Source organism: Olivibacter sp. SDN3, assembly GCF_014334135.1.
GTDB lineage: Bacteria > Bacteroidota > Bacteroidia > Sphingobacteriales > Sphingobacteriaceae > Olivibacter.
In genome coordinates, this window is the sequence record NZ_CP060497.1 from 1373171 (window position 1) to 1388774 (window position 15604).

The 15604-nt window shown below is 44.6% G+C and carries 11 protein-coding genes; 3 read left to right on the top strand and 8 right to left on the bottom strand.

Going from position 1 to position 15604, the window contains the following annotated elements; all coding sequences use genetic code 11:
* Positions 1-6 precede the first annotated feature (6 nt).
* Genes H8S90_RS05465 through H8S90_RS05475 form a run of 3 tightly spaced genes read left to right on the top strand, consistent with a single transcriptional unit; the run spans position 7 to position 1580 of the window.
* On the top strand, positions 7-720 hold the full coding sequence (locus tag H8S90_RS05465) for a 2OG-Fe(II) oxygenase (protein ID WP_187341575.1): 714 nt from the start codon (positions 7-9) through the stop codon (positions 718-720).
* A 3-nt stretch (positions 721-723) separates the two neighbouring features.
* Positions 724-975: an Ada metal-binding domain-containing protein gene (locus tag H8S90_RS05470; protein WP_187341576.1), complete on the top strand. Its 252-nt coding sequence runs from the start codon at positions 724-726 to the stop codon at positions 973-975.
* Positions 948-1580, top strand: coding sequence for an alpha-ketoglutarate-dependent dioxygenase AlkB (locus tag H8S90_RS05475; RefSeq protein WP_370525686.1), 633 nt, complete (start codon positions 948-950; stop codon positions 1578-1580). Before H8S90_RS05470 ends, H8S90_RS05475 begins: the two co-directional genes overlap by 28 nt.
* Before the next feature lie 16 nt (positions 1581-1596).
* Here H8S90_RS05475 and H8S90_RS05480 read toward each other — a convergent pair whose 3' ends face one another.
* From H8S90_RS05480 to H8S90_RS05515, 8 genes are all read right to left on the bottom strand, one after another.
* Positions 1597-3114 carry a family 20 glycosylhydrolase gene (locus H8S90_RS05480; protein WP_187341577.1) on the bottom strand — a complete coding sequence of 506 codons (1518 nt, stop codon included), beginning with the start codon at positions 3112-3114 and terminating at the stop codon, positions 1597-1599.
* Entirely contained in the window at positions 3072-3635 is a 564-nt protein-coding gene (locus H8S90_RS05485) for a glycoside hydrolase family 20 zincin-like fold domain-containing protein (protein WP_187341578.1), read from the bottom strand. The genes H8S90_RS05480 and H8S90_RS05485 overlap by 43 nt, the downstream gene beginning before the upstream one ends.
* A 174-nt stretch (positions 3636-3809) precedes the next feature.
* A complete protein-coding gene (locus H8S90_RS05490) occupies positions 3810-6596 on the bottom strand; it encodes a pitrilysin family protein (RefSeq protein ID WP_187341579.1) in 2787 nt (928 codons plus the stop codon).
* A 287-nt stretch (positions 6597-6883) separates the two neighbouring features.
* Entirely contained in the window at positions 6884-8719 is a 1836-nt protein-coding gene (locus H8S90_RS05495) for an alkaline phosphatase (RefSeq protein WP_187341580.1), read from the bottom strand.
* A 12-nt stretch (positions 8720-8731) separates the two neighbouring features.
* Positions 8732-10270 carry a SusD/RagB family nutrient-binding outer membrane lipoprotein gene (locus tag H8S90_RS05500; RefSeq protein WP_187341581.1) on the bottom strand — a complete coding sequence of 513 codons (1539 nt, stop codon included), beginning with the start codon at positions 10268-10270 and terminating at the stop codon, positions 8732-8734.
* A gap of 17 nt (positions 10271-10287) precedes the next feature.
* Complete coding sequence (locus H8S90_RS05505) at positions 10288-13788, bottom strand: SusC/RagA family TonB-linked outer membrane protein (protein ID WP_222852247.1); 3501 nt, start codon at positions 13786-13788, stop codon at positions 10288-10290.
* A gap of 64 nt (positions 13789-13852) precedes the next feature.
* Positions 13853-14833 (bottom strand): FecR family protein, encoded by a 981-nt coding sequence (locus tag H8S90_RS05510; RefSeq protein WP_187341582.1) that lies wholly within the window; start codon positions 14831-14833, stop codon positions 13853-13855.
* A 70-nt stretch (positions 14834-14903) separates the two neighbouring features.
* On the bottom strand, positions 14904-15503 hold the full coding sequence (locus tag H8S90_RS05515; protein ID WP_187341583.1) for an RNA polymerase sigma factor: 600 nt from the start codon (positions 15501-15503) through the stop codon (positions 14904-14906).
* Between the last annotated feature and the right edge of the window lie 101 nt (positions 15504-15604).

The following is a 15604-nucleotide window of genomic DNA, read 5'->3' on the forward strand; positions in this document are numbered from 1 at the left end:
TTAAACATGCAAGATCTTATTCAAAAAGTTGAAAAGTGCGACTGGGATAATATTACCGAAACCATGCACCAAAAAGGTTATGCCATCCTTCAAAAACTGCTCACGCACGAGCAATGCATACAGTTGAAAACCGATTACGATCGTACGGAAATGTACCGTAAAACCGTGGTGATGGAACGTTATCGCTTTGGTTTGGGCGAATATAAGTATTTCAATTATCCGCTTCCCGAGCTTATTCAACATATCCGTACCGCTATTTATCCACATTTGGCGCGTATTGCCAACGCTTGGTTCAGCGCTTTGCATATGGATAAGCAATTTCCGCTGGATCATGTCGAATTATTGCAGCAATGCCATGATAACCACCAGCTCAAAGCCACCCCTTTGATACTGAAATACGGTCCGGGCGGCTTCAATACTTTACATCAGGATCTGTATGGAGATATCTACTTCCCCATACAAATGGTCTTGTTTTTAAGTGACCCCGAGAAGGATTATACCGGTGGTGAATTCGTGCTCACGCAGCAAGTACCGAGGGCTCAGTCTAAAGCCATTGTCTTAAAACCCAAGCAAGGAGATGCCCTGCTATTCACGACCAACTTCAGACCAGAAAAGGGCTCAAAAGGTTATTATCGGGTAAACATGAAACATGGCGTAAGCGAGGTACATCATGGCGAACGTTACACCTTAGGTATTATCTTTCATGATGCCAACAGTTGATCCATGATCTATCATCTGGAAATATCGGATCGGGATTTGCGCAGTAAAATCAGAAGACAGACTATCCTAATGGGCGGGAATCGCAAGCTGAAAATATACGGGCAATTAAGCTGTTCTTCGGGCAAAAAAATAAAAAAGGCAAACCGCGTATTCTTCACCAATGAAGAAGAAGCCTTGAAGCAGGACTATCGTCCGTGCGGACATTGTAAACGAGTGGCCTATAAACAATGGAAAAAGCAAAAAATAAACAGATGAACCTATTTGAAGATATCATCGATAAGACAAAAAACTGGTTACCCTATGATGGCACCGTGAACTATTACGGCAAATTAATGCCTGCAGCAGCAGCCGATTTTTACCTAAAAACATTGCTCGAAACCATCGAATGGCGCAATGATGAAGCGATTATTTTCGGCAAGAAGATCATCACTAAAAGAAAGGTAGCCTGGTATGGCGAAAAACGTTTTGAATATACCTACTCTAATACGACCAAACATGCACTACCCTGGACAAAAGCATTATCGGAATTGAAGAATCTTGTGGAATCGGTGAGTGGCGAAACTTATAATTCATGTTTACTGAATTTATACCACGATGGTGATGAAGGCATGGCATGGCACAGTGATGGAGAAACCGATCTGAAGCAAGAAGGAGCAATAGCCTCCCTGAGTTTCGGCGCCGAACGAAAATTTGCCTTTAAGCACAAACAAAGCAAGGAGAAGGTGGCCTTGATTTTAGCACATGGCAGTCTTTTAGTGATGAAGGGCAGCACCCAGAGCCACTGGTTGCACCGCTTACCGCCCAGCAAGAAAATCAGAACAGCAAGAGTAAATCTCACTTTCCGTACAATTGTAGAATAGCGTTCCCATTTTAATACTACTTCCCATTCGGCTCAAATTTCAGTTCCATTGCAGAATAATTTAACCCTTTATCTTTGCATACAGGCATAACAGTAAACATCCATTTTGGTGGGACCTGCCAATCCATTAAAGGATCGAATAAGCCTATAGGTAATTTTACCAAGATCTTATTCCAGCCTCTTTTTACGTCGACGCTTAACGGAGGCCTATAATAAAACCCTTCATTTACTAATGGCTCTTCCAATTGTCCGGAACCCCTACCAGGATATGCCCATTGTGGTGCTGAAATACGCTCACCATTGATCCACAACTTACTTTTCATATAATCCCATTCTCCTTTTGGAGGTGTAGCATCGGCGCCTGATCTGGACAAATCTTTAAAATCAGCCCATAACATTATAGTAGAATCAGCCTCGATCCAGAATTTTGTATAGGCATACCAAGTGGTATTTTCCTTAGGAGAAGGAAGCCAAGCTTTCACTTGTGGGCCATGCGTATGCCATAACCAAACCGTTCCTCCGGTAGCTTTTACCTCCGCTATGGAATCTTCCGGTAGCACGTCGTGGTTTTCCGGCCAATATATTTGGGATAAATCCCCATTGTTTTCGAAAGGTCCGAACAAATTCCATTTAATATGGGTTTGCTTTACATAATTAAAAGGTAGTTGCCTGAAATATTTTTGCTTATGTTCCAGTAATCGATTTTCAAACTCGACAAAAGCTTTAGCGCGATTGGACGAATCGGGGCCTATATTAAAGACTACATCTGGATATCCCCCTCCCTTCCAGCTTCTTTCAGCAAAAGCTAGCATCGACGGATAAACTGCATTCCGTGTTAACAAATCAGCCTCCCGCGCTACCCGTCTATCGTTCCATAAACAGAATTCAGCTCCCAACAAGCTCGAATCGCCCCGTGGTTTACCTCCTAGCTGTCTATTGAAGATAGTTACAACGCTATTTAAAGGATCGAAATCACTAATGTACAGAAATTTGGAGTCTATGTATTGGCCTGCACGCATATCCTTCTTTTGATTGCCTTCATCCTTCCATAATTGTTGAATGGTCTGATCATCATAATCCCCTCCGGGTGCCCAGCTAATTACTTTTTTCTTATGTTGTTGAATATACTTGATTATTTCCGGTAGAAATTGTTGATTGGTGATTTTCACTTCATCGGCTCCAATATGGATATAGGGAACATCATATGTCTCACATACTTCTTCTATAATATTCTTTACCACCTGAAGACCCTTTTCGGACTGCATATCCACACCCAAAGCCCGCGTAAAAGCCGCACTATGTCCAGGCATATCTATTTCAGGAACCAAGGTTATATACCTATCTTTACAATACTGAATCAGCTCCTTTATTTGTGCTACACTATAAAATTTTCCCTGATTACGTTGCATATTTTCAGCAGCTGTAAGCTTTGGATATTGTTTTATCTGTAAACGCCAGGCTACATCCTCGGTAAGGTGAAAATGAAAAACATTTAATTTATACCCAGCCATCTGATCAATTTGCTGTTTGAGCATTCTACCGATTGATAATTACGCCCGACATCTACCATGTACCCACGCCATTGATATGCTGGAAAATCTACTATGTTGCAGCCTTGTACCAAAGACCCATCTTTTATCAATTGGAAAAGTGTTTGCAGGCCATTAAATATTCCGTGTGTGGTATTCGCAGAAAGACTTATCCCACCGCTATTTACTTGAAGACGATATGCCTCCTCGGCTAGTTGATCGGTTTTCACTGTATCAAGAAGAAGTACAATGGTATGCTTTCCCTGATCTCGTGTATCTAAAAAATTTAGCGCATTTCCTTTTTCCGCCAGCCTCTGCCGTAACAGCTTTGCCTCTTTTGTGAGCGATCGCGATTTTATTACAATACCCCTACATTTTTTGAGATCAAATGTTTCCGGAGTCCATTCCAAAGATTGGGGCTCTGGGATAATAGGCACATATTGCACCTTATTGCCTTTACAGCCGGTGAGTATGATCAGATACTCGAAGATAAAAATAATTAATAAGACTTTACAACTAACTTTCAAGGCTTTTATTATGGCATTTGATGTTATCTTACCGTGTAACTTGAATCTCTGTAGCCTCCGGCAATAGCGACATCCCCTGTAAATATACACAAGTTACGTTGTTTGAAGGGGTATTACCATACATAAAATGGCAATTTGTTTATCCTTTTTGACTCCTCGTCCTTCGTAAAGCATTTAGTTTAAACGTTCCACCTTGGCGAAGCCTAACTTCTGCAGGCGAGGTAGTTGTGTTTTTGCATCACCTACCACTAGCCAAACCATTTTATTGGGATTGAGATATTCCTTCGCTAAGGCCTGTATTCCCGATACCGTACTATTATGAACAATTGCTTCCCGCTGTTTCACATAATCATAGGGCCAGTTGTAAGCACTGATGTTCTCCAATAAACCCAGCTTCTCACCAGCTGTTTCAAAAGCTCTTGCCTGACTTTTTATTAAGAACCCTTTAGTTGTTTCCAAGTCCTGCGTATTAAAGCCTTTCGGATAATCTTCCATGATATTATAGATCAGCTGTATCGCCTCCATGGTAATATTGGCACGTACGCCACTAGACACTTCAAAAGTTCCCTGATCTTTCGAGCCCTGAAAAGCTGAACGTATACCATAAGTATAACCCTTTCGTTCACGCAATTCCTGCGTAAGTCTGGAAGCAAATCCACCACCGCCCAAGACATAATTAGCTACTGTAGCTGGATAGAAAGACTTGTCTGTCGCAGGTAGTGCGGAATAACCGATTTTCAGTATCGATTGCTTCGCATCAGGGACATCATAGAAATAAATGATAGCTTGCTGTGGAACATCCGGTTTGGCTATTGACGGCCAACTGATTTTCTCCCCCTTCCAATAAGCATTCAACCGTTCAACTGATTGCCATACTGTCCCTTTATCGAGCGCACCTACAATATGTAAGGTCGCATTTGCCGGAGAGAGTGCTTTTGTGTAAAAAGTCCTAAGGTCATCCAATGCGAGCCTCCGCACAGTTTCCTCGGTGCCCAACACATTTTGTGCGTAAATGTTATTTTTACCATACAGCATTTCCCTAAACTTATTTTCGGCAATAGCTTCGGGACTGGCTTCCTGTTGACGGATTTTGCTGATCACCGCATCCTGCTGCAAGGCAAACTCGGTGGCGTCCCAACGCGGCTCTAATAAAATTTCTTCTAAAAGTCTTAGCATTGCATCGTAGTTTCGTGCCAATGTTGTAACGGTAAAAGTAATATATTCCTTAGCGGCTCTCACAGTAATCTGTGCACCCAATTGCTCGATAGCCTCCTCCAGTTCTTCTGCAGTCCTTTGTTTCGTGCCTTGCAATAACATTTGCGCAACCATGTTCGCTACTCCGGGCCTCTCTTCCAGGAGCTGGCCGCCGTCCAAACGGATATTGAACTGCACCAAAGGCACTTCATTATTTTCAATACCGTATATTTTCAGGCCATTTCCAAGCTGGCGCTCCCAAATCGTTGGAATTTTCAATGCTGGTCTCCCTCCGTAGGGTGGTTCTACACTGCGATCAAAGATTGAAGGTGTAGGTTCATATGTAGCAGCAATAGATGTATCAAAATCCACTTCCGCACCCTCGATAATAGGCTCTTCCACTACGTCAGCCTTTATTGCTCCATCCAATGCTAGTTTTATCTGGCCTTTTGGCACAAAACTCGTGGCCACGTAAGGTTTACCTTTGATATATTTTTCATACACCTGCATCACGTCCTCGCGGCTTACGGCGAGCATCTTTTGGATATCTTTTTCCAAAAAGCCCGGGTCGCCGGCAAAAATATTATAATGCGCTAAGGTCGCCCCTTTTCCCAAAACGCTTGATAGCGAGCTGTAAAAGCGGCGTTCTTGCCCCGCCTTTATTCGATTAAGGTCTTTCTCTGCGATACCCTCCTGCTCAAAAAGAGCAAAAGCCTCCTGTATCGCACCGGCCACCTCATCCAAATCCTTTCCGGCAAAAGCTCTTACGGAAAGCTGCAACTGTCCGGCTATTTCCGCTGTATAATTATCGGCCTCAACTTCGGCCGTCAGTTTTCGTTTCTCTACCAGCACCCGGTAAAAAGGTGCCCGCTTGCCCAACGTGAGATACTCCGTTAGCACCTGCAGTGCGTATGCGTCCGAATGATATTCCTCCACTGTGGGCCAGGCGTAGGTCAATTCCGGCAAGCGTGCAAAATTATCTTCATGATAAAAACTTAGGGTCTGCTTTACCTGTCCAGGGCGCTTCTCCAAAGCTGGGATATCCGTTCCCCTTTTTATTTCATCAAAATATTTATGTACCCACTGCTTCGCCTGTTCAGTATCAAAATCACCGGCGACAACCAGTGTTACATTATTTGGCACATACCAGCGATTGAAGAAATCTTTCACGTCCTGCAGCTCGGCATTATCGAGGTCATCCAAAGAACCAATTACCTGCCAGTGGTAAGGGTGGTTTGCCGGGTAAAGCGCCTTATCAATCACGTATTGTGTATGTCCATAGGGCCAATTGTCCACACCTTGCCTTTTCTCGTTCTTTACCACTTGCTTTTCTTTGGCCAGCACCGGATCTGTGACGGTATTGATAAACCAGCCCAGTTTATCCGCCTCCGCCCAAAGCATTTTCTCCAGCGCATCGTTGGGTACCGTTTGCAGATAATTAGTACGATCGCGCGAAGTAGAGCCATTAGCACCAGAACCACCGACTTTAGCCGAAAGTTTGTCGAGGCCACCCTTTCCCAAATTTTCCGATTCAAGGAACAGTAAATGCTCAAAGAGATGAGCAAATCCCGTGCGGCCCTCCCTTTCCCTACTGGATCCCACATGCGCAGTTAGATTCACGGACACCACCGGGTCGGAACGATCCACATGAAAGACCACATTCAGGCCATTCTCCAAAACGAAGCGTTCATAATCAATTTTAAAAGACGCCTGTGCGAAAGCCATGACAGGCGTAAAAAACAATAGCAGTAAACGAAAAGCTTTCATGTTAATTGATATTTTTTAATCACATCCCTTCGGTTAGGCATGCATAGGGTTTAAGTCAATTTTAATGTAATAGAAAAGCAAACTTAATCAAAATGCATTTATAGCCAACCATTCATGTACAATTTTTGCAAGCCGAGAAAGATGTTCGTGAAAACAGTGCCTTTTTGTGCTATTTAATCATTGGCAGTCCGTGTCATAAATGACTGATGCAAACTTAGATAAAATCCATTTATGTGCAATATTATTATCACGTTGCATAAAAAAGGATCGATGCAGGATCATGAACATTATTGCTGGGCAGACAAGACGTCAAGAATACGTTCCCCTATATCACTATTTTGCATAAATCCTGTGAAACGTTGGGCGCCAGTTCCGTAACTATATACGGGTATAGGTGCGCCTGTATGGTCGTTGGTAATAAATTCTCCGAGCACAAAACCTTTTTTATAGTCGCCATCTACCAATACCAAACCGCCGGTTTCATGATCTGAAGTAACTACTACCAACGTTCCTTCATGCGCATCTGCATATTGCAAGGCTTTGCCCAATAGGCGGTCAAAGCTCAAATACTCCTCGATACACTGCGCAATCTTATTACTATGCCCGCCGCCGTCGATTTTCGCCCCTTCCAGCATTATAAAAAAGCGATCACCCTGGTTGTCCATACGACGAAGCGCAACGTCAAAGGCTTCTTCCAACATATGATATTCCTTGGCCGCGTCATCCTGCGCAAAGCATATGACCTGTTGATCCAAAGGCAACTTTTCCAGTCCCTTAAAATCTGCTTGAATTACCGTGCCCTTTTGCAACAATTGCTGTTTAAGTTTCGAGCTATCCGCCGACAAGCTGGGATGGCTACCGCCGATAAAAAGCCTAACGGGGCTGTTCAATATATCATAAGCAATTGCAGCGGAATGATCGCGTTCGCTTTGATGTGCGAAGAAAGAAGAAGGCGTAGCGCCCGTAATGCGATCGTTGGTTAAGATAGCACTGGGAATTTCATCTTCCGCCAACTTTTCCGGTAAATTGGGCAAGGCCCTGCCCGAGCTATCATTACCGATATAACGGTTACGTGTTTTCTTTCCTGTAGCAAACGCCGTGGCCCCTGCCGCCGAATCTGTATTATAATCATCGGTGGGTGCCGTATTTTGAAAACCGATATGCCTGAATTGGGTCATATTTAAATTACCACCGTTCACTGTTGCCGCAGCCCATTGCTGGCTAAAACCCGCTCCGTCACTGATCAGGAGGATGACCCTTTTCACTTGGCCTTCGGCACCGTCCTGACGATAGTTTGGCTGGTATACCTCATGTTGCTTTTTCCTCGTGTAGCTATTGGCTTCATATTTATTGAGAAAGGAAGCGAGGGCATTTGGCGAATCGGTATTCAGATAGTCTACCCCGAGTTTTATAAAAGCCTGCCAGGTTGTCTTAGTATCAGGGCAACCCCAAAACCGTACCGGCTTACCGAGCGCATGTACAGAGTCTACAAAATGCTTTACTTTCGCCCACTCGGGCGCCGTTATCCTGCCCAAACCATTCCATACACTGAAGGCTTGAAAGGGTGCACTGTAGAAAGCAACCCTTTTGAGCTGTTCCTCATCATAGTTGCTATTCGGGCGGCCATCAAAAAAGAAAATCGGATCGTAATCCTGAAAACGGGCGGGCTCGGGCATATCGCCGCTGATGACCAAACGCACAGCATCCGGATTTTGGCTACGATCGAAAAACTTCCGTATAGGTCTCAGCTGCTCTTCCAATGCCCGCAGGGTAGGCTCTCCTTTTGTTTTCAGGTCTATCAAAAATTGCAATTGCCCCCCCTCAGGATACACTTTACCATCATTCCGGGCAATCTGTTCCATTAAAGGTTGTAAATATAAACGCTGAATGGTACCGCCACTTTTGATGTCCTTTTCGTAATGCGCTACATAAAGTGAATCGTCCTTCAGGAATACATCGATCTCGATCGATGCGAAACGATTGGCATAAGCCGTATAAAAGGGCTGTTTCTGTAAATAATCGTTATGCGAATGTGCATTTTCGTTCACGGTATACTGCTGTGCATGAGCAAGCAGCCCGGCACTAACCAAACTGCTTGCGATGATCCATTTAAGTATCTTCATTTATCGTTTTTTTTACGGCTGAAACCAAACCTTCGTATTGTGTGTAGGCATAGTACCCCCCATTTGTTCATTCACCCATTTAATCAGATTCGGGTTGTTCTGTTCGTTATCCGAATATACATAACGTACCGGTATTTGCGCAATCACAGAAGGCCCTGGCTGCAATTCCGGATAACCCGTACGCCTCCAAGAGGCCCATCCCTCGTATCCATTCAAAAAGGCATCGATCCATTGTTGTTCGGCTATCTGCTGCAAAGCCGTACTTTCCTGTAGCGCCACATCCTCACGTGACAAAAATACCTGCGCCTGCTCAGCGCTAATATACGGAGTTTCTTCCTGAGAGGCCTGTCCCACCTGTGGCCATTTCGCTAAGGATGCAGCCAACGCTTCATGGTATACGCTTTGAGCATCGCCTTGAACCCCCATGTTCCGGACAATTGCTTCAGCCTTTAAGAACAGGGTCTCACTATAAGTCATTAAAAAAGCCCGATTCTCTTTGCGGATCCGTTTTCCTACCACAGAAAAATCGTCTCTATTCAAGCCGGTCTGCTGATATAAAGCGTCTTGCTCCAATGCACTCAGCCCCGCCCGCTGCCCCCTATACGCGTAGGGCGTAGTAGCATTTTGCCGATGTGCATTATATGAATTTCTGGTCGGCGACACATAGATATATAAACGGGGGTCTGCTTTGCTTTGCAACATGTTCACCATCACGTCACTCACCCGGTCATTCCCGTCATAATTGACACCACTGCCATCTGCCGGCGGATTGAGGATAAACCAACTGTACAAATCCGAATTATTGTTATAAACCAACGTAGCCTGATCTTCTACACCTTCAAATAAAGGATAACTTTCTGGATTGTTAAAAATTTCAGCTACAGCTGCAGATACGTCTACCCTCTCCGATTCGCGCATCAGCATTCGTACTTTTAAGGCATTGGCAAATTTGCGCCAGTTCTGAAGATTGCCATTATACAGGATATCCCGGTTGATCGTCAAAGACGGATCAGCATCTCTCAGCAACTGATTAGCTTGTTCCAAATCTGCGAGCATTAAGCCATACACTTCCTGCTGCGCCTGATAATTGGGAAATTCCAAGCCAGCCACATCCCCCATTCCCGCTTCATTATAGGGTATATCGCCATAAGCGTCGCTCATTATGGATAAGATATATACTTTAAGAATCAAGGCGAGGGCTTCATATTGTGGTTGCTGATTCTGTTGTCCAAGTAAACGCAACTGGTTGACGTCTTTGATCAGACGCATGGCACCGTTCCATTCCTCCCGAAAGGATGCTCCTGTCAGGTTATAGCGTCCGGATCCTTCACTCATCCCCCCTACATAAGCAATATGCTGCACAAACTGGCCTGCATGCCCTCCTCCACTCGATGTCATCGTATTTACAGCACCACTGATGATAGGCGGCAAGAGCGTTTCCGGTGGCACGACATCCGGATTGTTCGGATTGATATTGATTGCCTCAAAATCTCTACATGATCCCAGGGTCAACGATAGGATCACGGCTAAAAAATAGGTGTACGTTCTCATAGCAAAAACTTTTCCGTTTAAAAGTTGATATTCAATGCGGCACCGAAGCTCCGCTGTGAAGGAAGCGAAAAGGCCTCTAAACCCTGAAACTGACCGTCGTAACCCGACACTTCCGGATCAATATTCGGCACGTCCGACCAAAGCACTAGATTTCGTCCGACCAATGAAAGGCTGGCCTGTCTAAAAGGTGTCCGTCTCAAGGTTTTTTCCGGTATGCGGTAACTGATCTTCACCTCCCGTAGTTTAATATAAGAGGCATCGAAAGTCGCTATATGGTCGTTGTCATAGTAAGCACGCCAATAGTTGCGAACCGTTACCTCTGTAGCGTTAGGCGCGCCGGTATCTAAATCAATACCTTCACCGATCATGGTGCCTCCGCCATTTTCATCACGGTTTATCAAAGATTCTTTCAAAGTACCGCTTCTGATCCCTTCAATGTAGGTCCGTGAATGTACCACGCCTCCTTTCTGAAAGCCAAAAAGAAAGCTAAGATCGAAATTGCGATAGGACAACTGGTTGGTGATACCGCCGGTATAATCCGGGTTTACATTTCCGAGATAACCCCAATCGCCATTTTCTTCCTGCGGTAAGCCGTTTCGATGAGTGAGGGTACCATTCTGATAGATCAGGTAATCACCATACAAAGAACCAAAGGAGCCGTCACCTTTTGTATTTTCCGTACGCATCTCAAGCGAGGCCCAGCGTTCCAGCTGACGGATACGCGAAATACCGAGATCTTCGGCAAGATAAACTACGCTGTTTCGGTTTAAGCCAAAATTGACGTTCACGTTCCAGCTAAACTGATTGGTGCGTACCGGAGTAACATCTACCATGAGTTCGATACCATTGTTTCGCATTTTGCCCACATTCATCAATTTGGTATCGTAACCTGCCGACGGGTTCAAGGTTACCGGAATAATCAGATCGGTGGTGGTACTTCTATAATAGGTAAAATCTATCCCAATACGGTTATTGAAGAAGCGAGAGTCAAACCCGAATTCATAGGAACTTACTTTTTCCGGTCGGATATCAGGGTTGGGATAATTATTGTTATGGATCGCCACCGTTTCACCGTTCCAGCCCTGCGTCACCTGAAAGTTAGGAATGGTTTGATAGGGCTCCAAGTCACGCCGTACAGCCGAAATACTGCTGCGCAGTTTCAGATAACTTAATGCATCGCTGCTCCAGCCGAACAGCTCAGATGCCACCATACTTAATGAAGCTGAGGGATAGAAATAGGAGCGATTGTGTCTAGGTAAAGCGCTCGACCAGTCGTTTCTTCCAGTTAAATCAAGGAAAAGTGCATCTTTGTATCCTATTTGTGCGGTACCGTACAGGGAGTTTATTTTTTTCTGTTGACGAACATTTCCCGCAACAATTGGTGAAGCATTATTGGTAAGGTTGTAGACATTAGGTATCGATAGCCGGTCGACAATGGCTCCCAAACGCTTCGATTCCTGGTTCATTAAATTCCCTCCCAGCGAGGCGTTGATACTGAAATCGTCCTGTATTTTTGTATTGTACGAAAGCAAGGCATCGTGATTGGTTTCCAGAAAATAAACATCGTCTTCCTGATAATGACCGTTCACATATTGGGCGGAAGATACCGCATGGCGCATGGTCCGTTTATCGTTATAGAAATCGCGTCCAGACCGCAGCATCAAGGTCAAATTTGGTAAAAAGTTATAGGTAAACTTCACATTGCCATACACCCTATCCCGATTATTACCATTCAGATTCTCATAGGCCACAAAATAAGGATTGTTCAGACGAGAACTGTTCAGGCCCCATATCGGTGAAAGTTGCTGTGTACGCAGATTATCGTCTGTCCAATAGTTGCGTAGACTGTTAACATTCACATTCCGTGGCATGTACAGAAAGATCTTCATGATCGCATCATCGTTCTTGGCACCATAACTGGCCCTGTTATCACTTCCGGAATTGACGTAATTCATGTTGACGTCCACCTTCAATTTAGGCGTGATCGCGTAGCCGGTATTGATACCAATCGCATTACGTGTTAAGTCGGTATTCGGCACCATGCCCCGCTGTGTCGTATTGGTATAAGAAAAACGGAAGTTCAGCTTGTCGTTGCTACCAGCAATCGCTAAGTTATTCGTAAAGGTATGCCCGGTCTGTAAGAAATCTTTCAGTTGGTTCGGGTAGGCCACGAAAGGGGTAGCCATCCGCTCACCGGTATTGGGATCTATCGGCGAATCAAACTGCGGAATGAGCTGTCCGTTCAGGCGAGGCCCCCAATTTTCCATCACGTTATCATTTAACCCTGCTCCCATGCCATCCACATAGCTATACCGCCCGTCAAGTCCCTGTCCATATTCATACTGATAATCGGGTAACTTTAAAGGCGTTTCCGCACTGGCTTGTGAATTAAAGCTTACGCCTATCCCTTGGGTTCCTTTACCCGACTTCGTCGTGATAAGCACCACGCCATTCGCTGCCCGTGAACCATACAAAGCGGCGGCATTAGGTCCTTTCAGCACTGTAATGCTTTCGATGTCATTGGGATCGAGTTCTCCCGCCGCATTTCCATAGTCGACTTCTGATTCCGAATCGCCCGGTCCTCCCATTAAATTGGGATTGTTAAAATCCTGTCGGCCAGTAAATGAACGAGTCGACTGCTCATTATTATTACTGATAGGCACGCCATCCACTACAAATAAAGGCGAATTATTGTAGTTGTATCCACTGACGAAATTCTGTCCACGGATCTGTATATTGGCAGAGGAGCCTATACCCCCATTCGAATTCGTGATACGGACGCCGGCAACCCTTCCGTTTAAGGTATTGATCAGGTTAGTTTCGTGTGACTCTTGGATGGTCTGCCCTTCTACCTTTTGCTGCGAAAAGCCGATAGATTTTCCTTCCCGCGATATACCCAGGGCGGTTACCACGACTTCGTTCAAAGGGTTATTGTCTTCCTGTAGCGTAATGTCTATACGCTGCTGCGAACCAACGGTCGTCTCATGCGGACGATAGCCCATATAGCTAAATACCAATATACTTTGCTGATCAGCAACTGATAGCTGATAAGAGCCTTGATTGTCTGTAACCGTTTTTTGGGAAGACCCTTTTACCAGCACATTAGCGCCCACTATCGGCGCAAGTGTCTGGGCATCACGCACCTGCCCTTTAATGATGATACCTTGCGGCGCGCGCCGAAGGGCAATCGTACCATCTCTTTCTTCAAAAACGATGGATTCTTCCTTAAAGATATCATTCAAAACATCCGCGAGTTTACTATTCTGATAACTTACCTTGTCCAACACCTTTTGGTCCAGGCGCAAGTCTTCGGTGAAAGCAAAATCTACTGTCAGTTGTTCTTCTATCTCCTTTAACAGTGTATAGATCGTTACACGGTTAAAAGATAGATGTAAGCGTTTTTCCAGCCCTCCCTCCAATCGGTATGCTTTGGCTTCGGCATAACCGCTGTAAAGCATGCCAAGAAACACTGTTGATAACATGATTTTTTGCATCAATCGCAAGTGTGATCTATTCATTTGTACTAATGGTTGAGGTAATTGAGATTTCATATATTGTCATTGTTGAGATCCTATATTATGCTTAGAAGATTTTTAAGTCGCCATTCACCTCCTTTCTGTATTGTTTATTCAAAATGTGACAGATCGTCTCTACCGCGTCGGTAGCCGAACGATGGTATTTCAGGTTAATCGTATAGTGGTTCTGCAGCACTGTGGGATCTTCACTTTTCAGCACCACACCGTATATATCGTAAAAAGTAGCCGCTAACTCTTCGAAGTCCGCCCTATCCAGCGCAACAGCGCCTGTGAGCCAAGCATTGCCCAATGCGCCAATATGTGCCGTAAAACGATCGTCGTTTCGATCGTAGCTACCACTTTCATTAGCCGCCAATATGAGCTGCTGCTTTTGCCCGGTATTGCTGAGCTTGACTTTACCGGTTTGTACAGCCACCTGTGTCTCTTGCCGGTGGGAATAAGCTTTGATATTGAATGAGGTACCCAGTACCTGCACGGCGATATCATTGGTCTTTACACGGAATGGGCTTTCCGGCCGACCATGAATCTCAAAAAAAGCTTCGCCTTCCAAGATGACTTCACGCTCATTTTTGCCATATCCAGGCAAGATACTTATCGTCGACCGGGCATTTAATATGACTATTGAACCATCTGGCAGTACCACTTTCTTTCTCTCCCCCACGGTGGTGGAGCTGCGTTGCGCTATGCTGGTTGTCTCGTTGCCTCCGTTCGACAATGAATTATTTGAAGAAAAGTAGCTGATGCTCCAAACACCACAACCTATTAAAACGATGCTTGCTGCGATCCCGGCCCATAGCCGAGCATGATGTAAACGCCTGTTCGGCTTCGGAGCAAGCACGCCGGTCTGTAAATTCCCCCATATGCGTGTGCTGACCATTTGCTTTTCTGCTGTCGTTTCAAAATGCTCAATCGGCGTTTTATCCCATTCGAAAGACGCATACCAGCTATCTACGAGGCGTTTTTCCGCTTCGGAGCTTTTTTTCGTATAATACTTTTCCAGTATTTTCTTATAGATACTAAATTTCACTACATCCCTTTTATACCTCAATAGTGTATAAATGCCAGTCCTTATACTTCAAGAAAAGATGGTGAAATTGTTAACTTTTTGTAAAGAGGAAAGTGATAAGGGAATAAATAGGCAGGTGTGGATATTCCTTTACCAGTTTACCCCGGAGTTGCTTCAAAGCGGCAGTGTGGTTGTTCCGCACCGTTTGCTCGGCTAACTGAAGGGCACGCGCTATCTCAGCAATGGTAAAATCCTGCATACGCAACAGAAATATCTGTCGCATATTTTCGGGAAAGGAATGAATCACTTCGGCAATCGTCTTTTGCAGGGCTCCAGCTTCCATTGCGTCGAGGATCGTGTCTTCCATTTCTTCCATCCTTTGTAAAAGATGCGTATGCAATTGCTGCGCACGTGTTTGCTGACTTGCCCAGTAAATAATTTTGTATTTCAAGATGCTGTAGAGATAGTTGCGCAGTCCGCTGTGAATATACAGGTTTTCCTTTTTCGCCCAAAGGTCTGTAAAAACGTCCTGCACCATATCTTCAGCCAGTTCCTGGCTACGTAATCGGAAATAGGCCTTTTTATATAAGATTTCCCAATACTGCTCGAATACCTCTTTGAAGGCAAGCATATCGCCATTCCGTATTTTTTCAATCAGGGCAGCTTCTGGTATTTGTTGAAGGGCTTGCATTTCCTTTACACTTGAAGCAAAGATAGCCAGGCAATATTAGGTCAATGTTAAATGTGAAGCATCAAATCATATTGAAAAAAATAATCCAATAAACAGGAATT

Excerpts from the sequence above, each read along its gene's own strand:
- H8S90_RS05475 (WP_370525686.1), top strand. The coding sequence starts at position 948 with ATGGAAAAAGCAAAAAATAAACAGATGAACCTATTTGAAGATATCATC.
- H8S90_RS05515 (WP_187341583.1), bottom strand. The coding sequence starts at position 15,503 with ATGCAAGCCCTTCAACAAATACCAGAAGCTGCCCTGATTGAAAAAATA.
- H8S90_RS05490 (WP_187341579.1), bottom strand. The coding sequence starts at position 6,596 with ATGAAAGCTTTTCGTTTACTGCTATTGTTTTTTACGCCTGTCATGGCT.
- H8S90_RS05465 (WP_187341575.1), top strand. The coding sequence starts at position 7 with ATGCAAGATCTTATTCAAAAAGTTGAAAAGTGCGACTGGGATAATATT.
- H8S90_RS05470 (WP_187341576.1), top strand. The coding sequence starts at position 724 with ATGATCTATCATCTGGAAATATCGGATCGGGATTTGCGCAGTAAAATC.
- H8S90_RS05480 (WP_187341577.1), bottom strand. The coding sequence starts at position 3,114 with ATGCTCAAACAGCAAATTGATCAGATGGCTGGGTATAAATTAAATGTT.
- H8S90_RS05500 (WP_187341581.1), bottom strand. The coding sequence starts at position 10,270 with ATGAGAACGTACACCTATTTTTTAGCCGTGATCCTATCGTTGACCCTG.
- H8S90_RS05495 (WP_187341580.1), bottom strand. The coding sequence starts at position 8,719 with ATGAAGATACTTAAATGGATCATCGCAAGCAGTTTGGTTAGTGCCGGG.
- H8S90_RS05505 (WP_222852247.1), bottom strand. The coding sequence starts at position 13,788 with ATGAATAGATCACACTTGCGATTGATGCAAAAAATCATGTTATCAACA.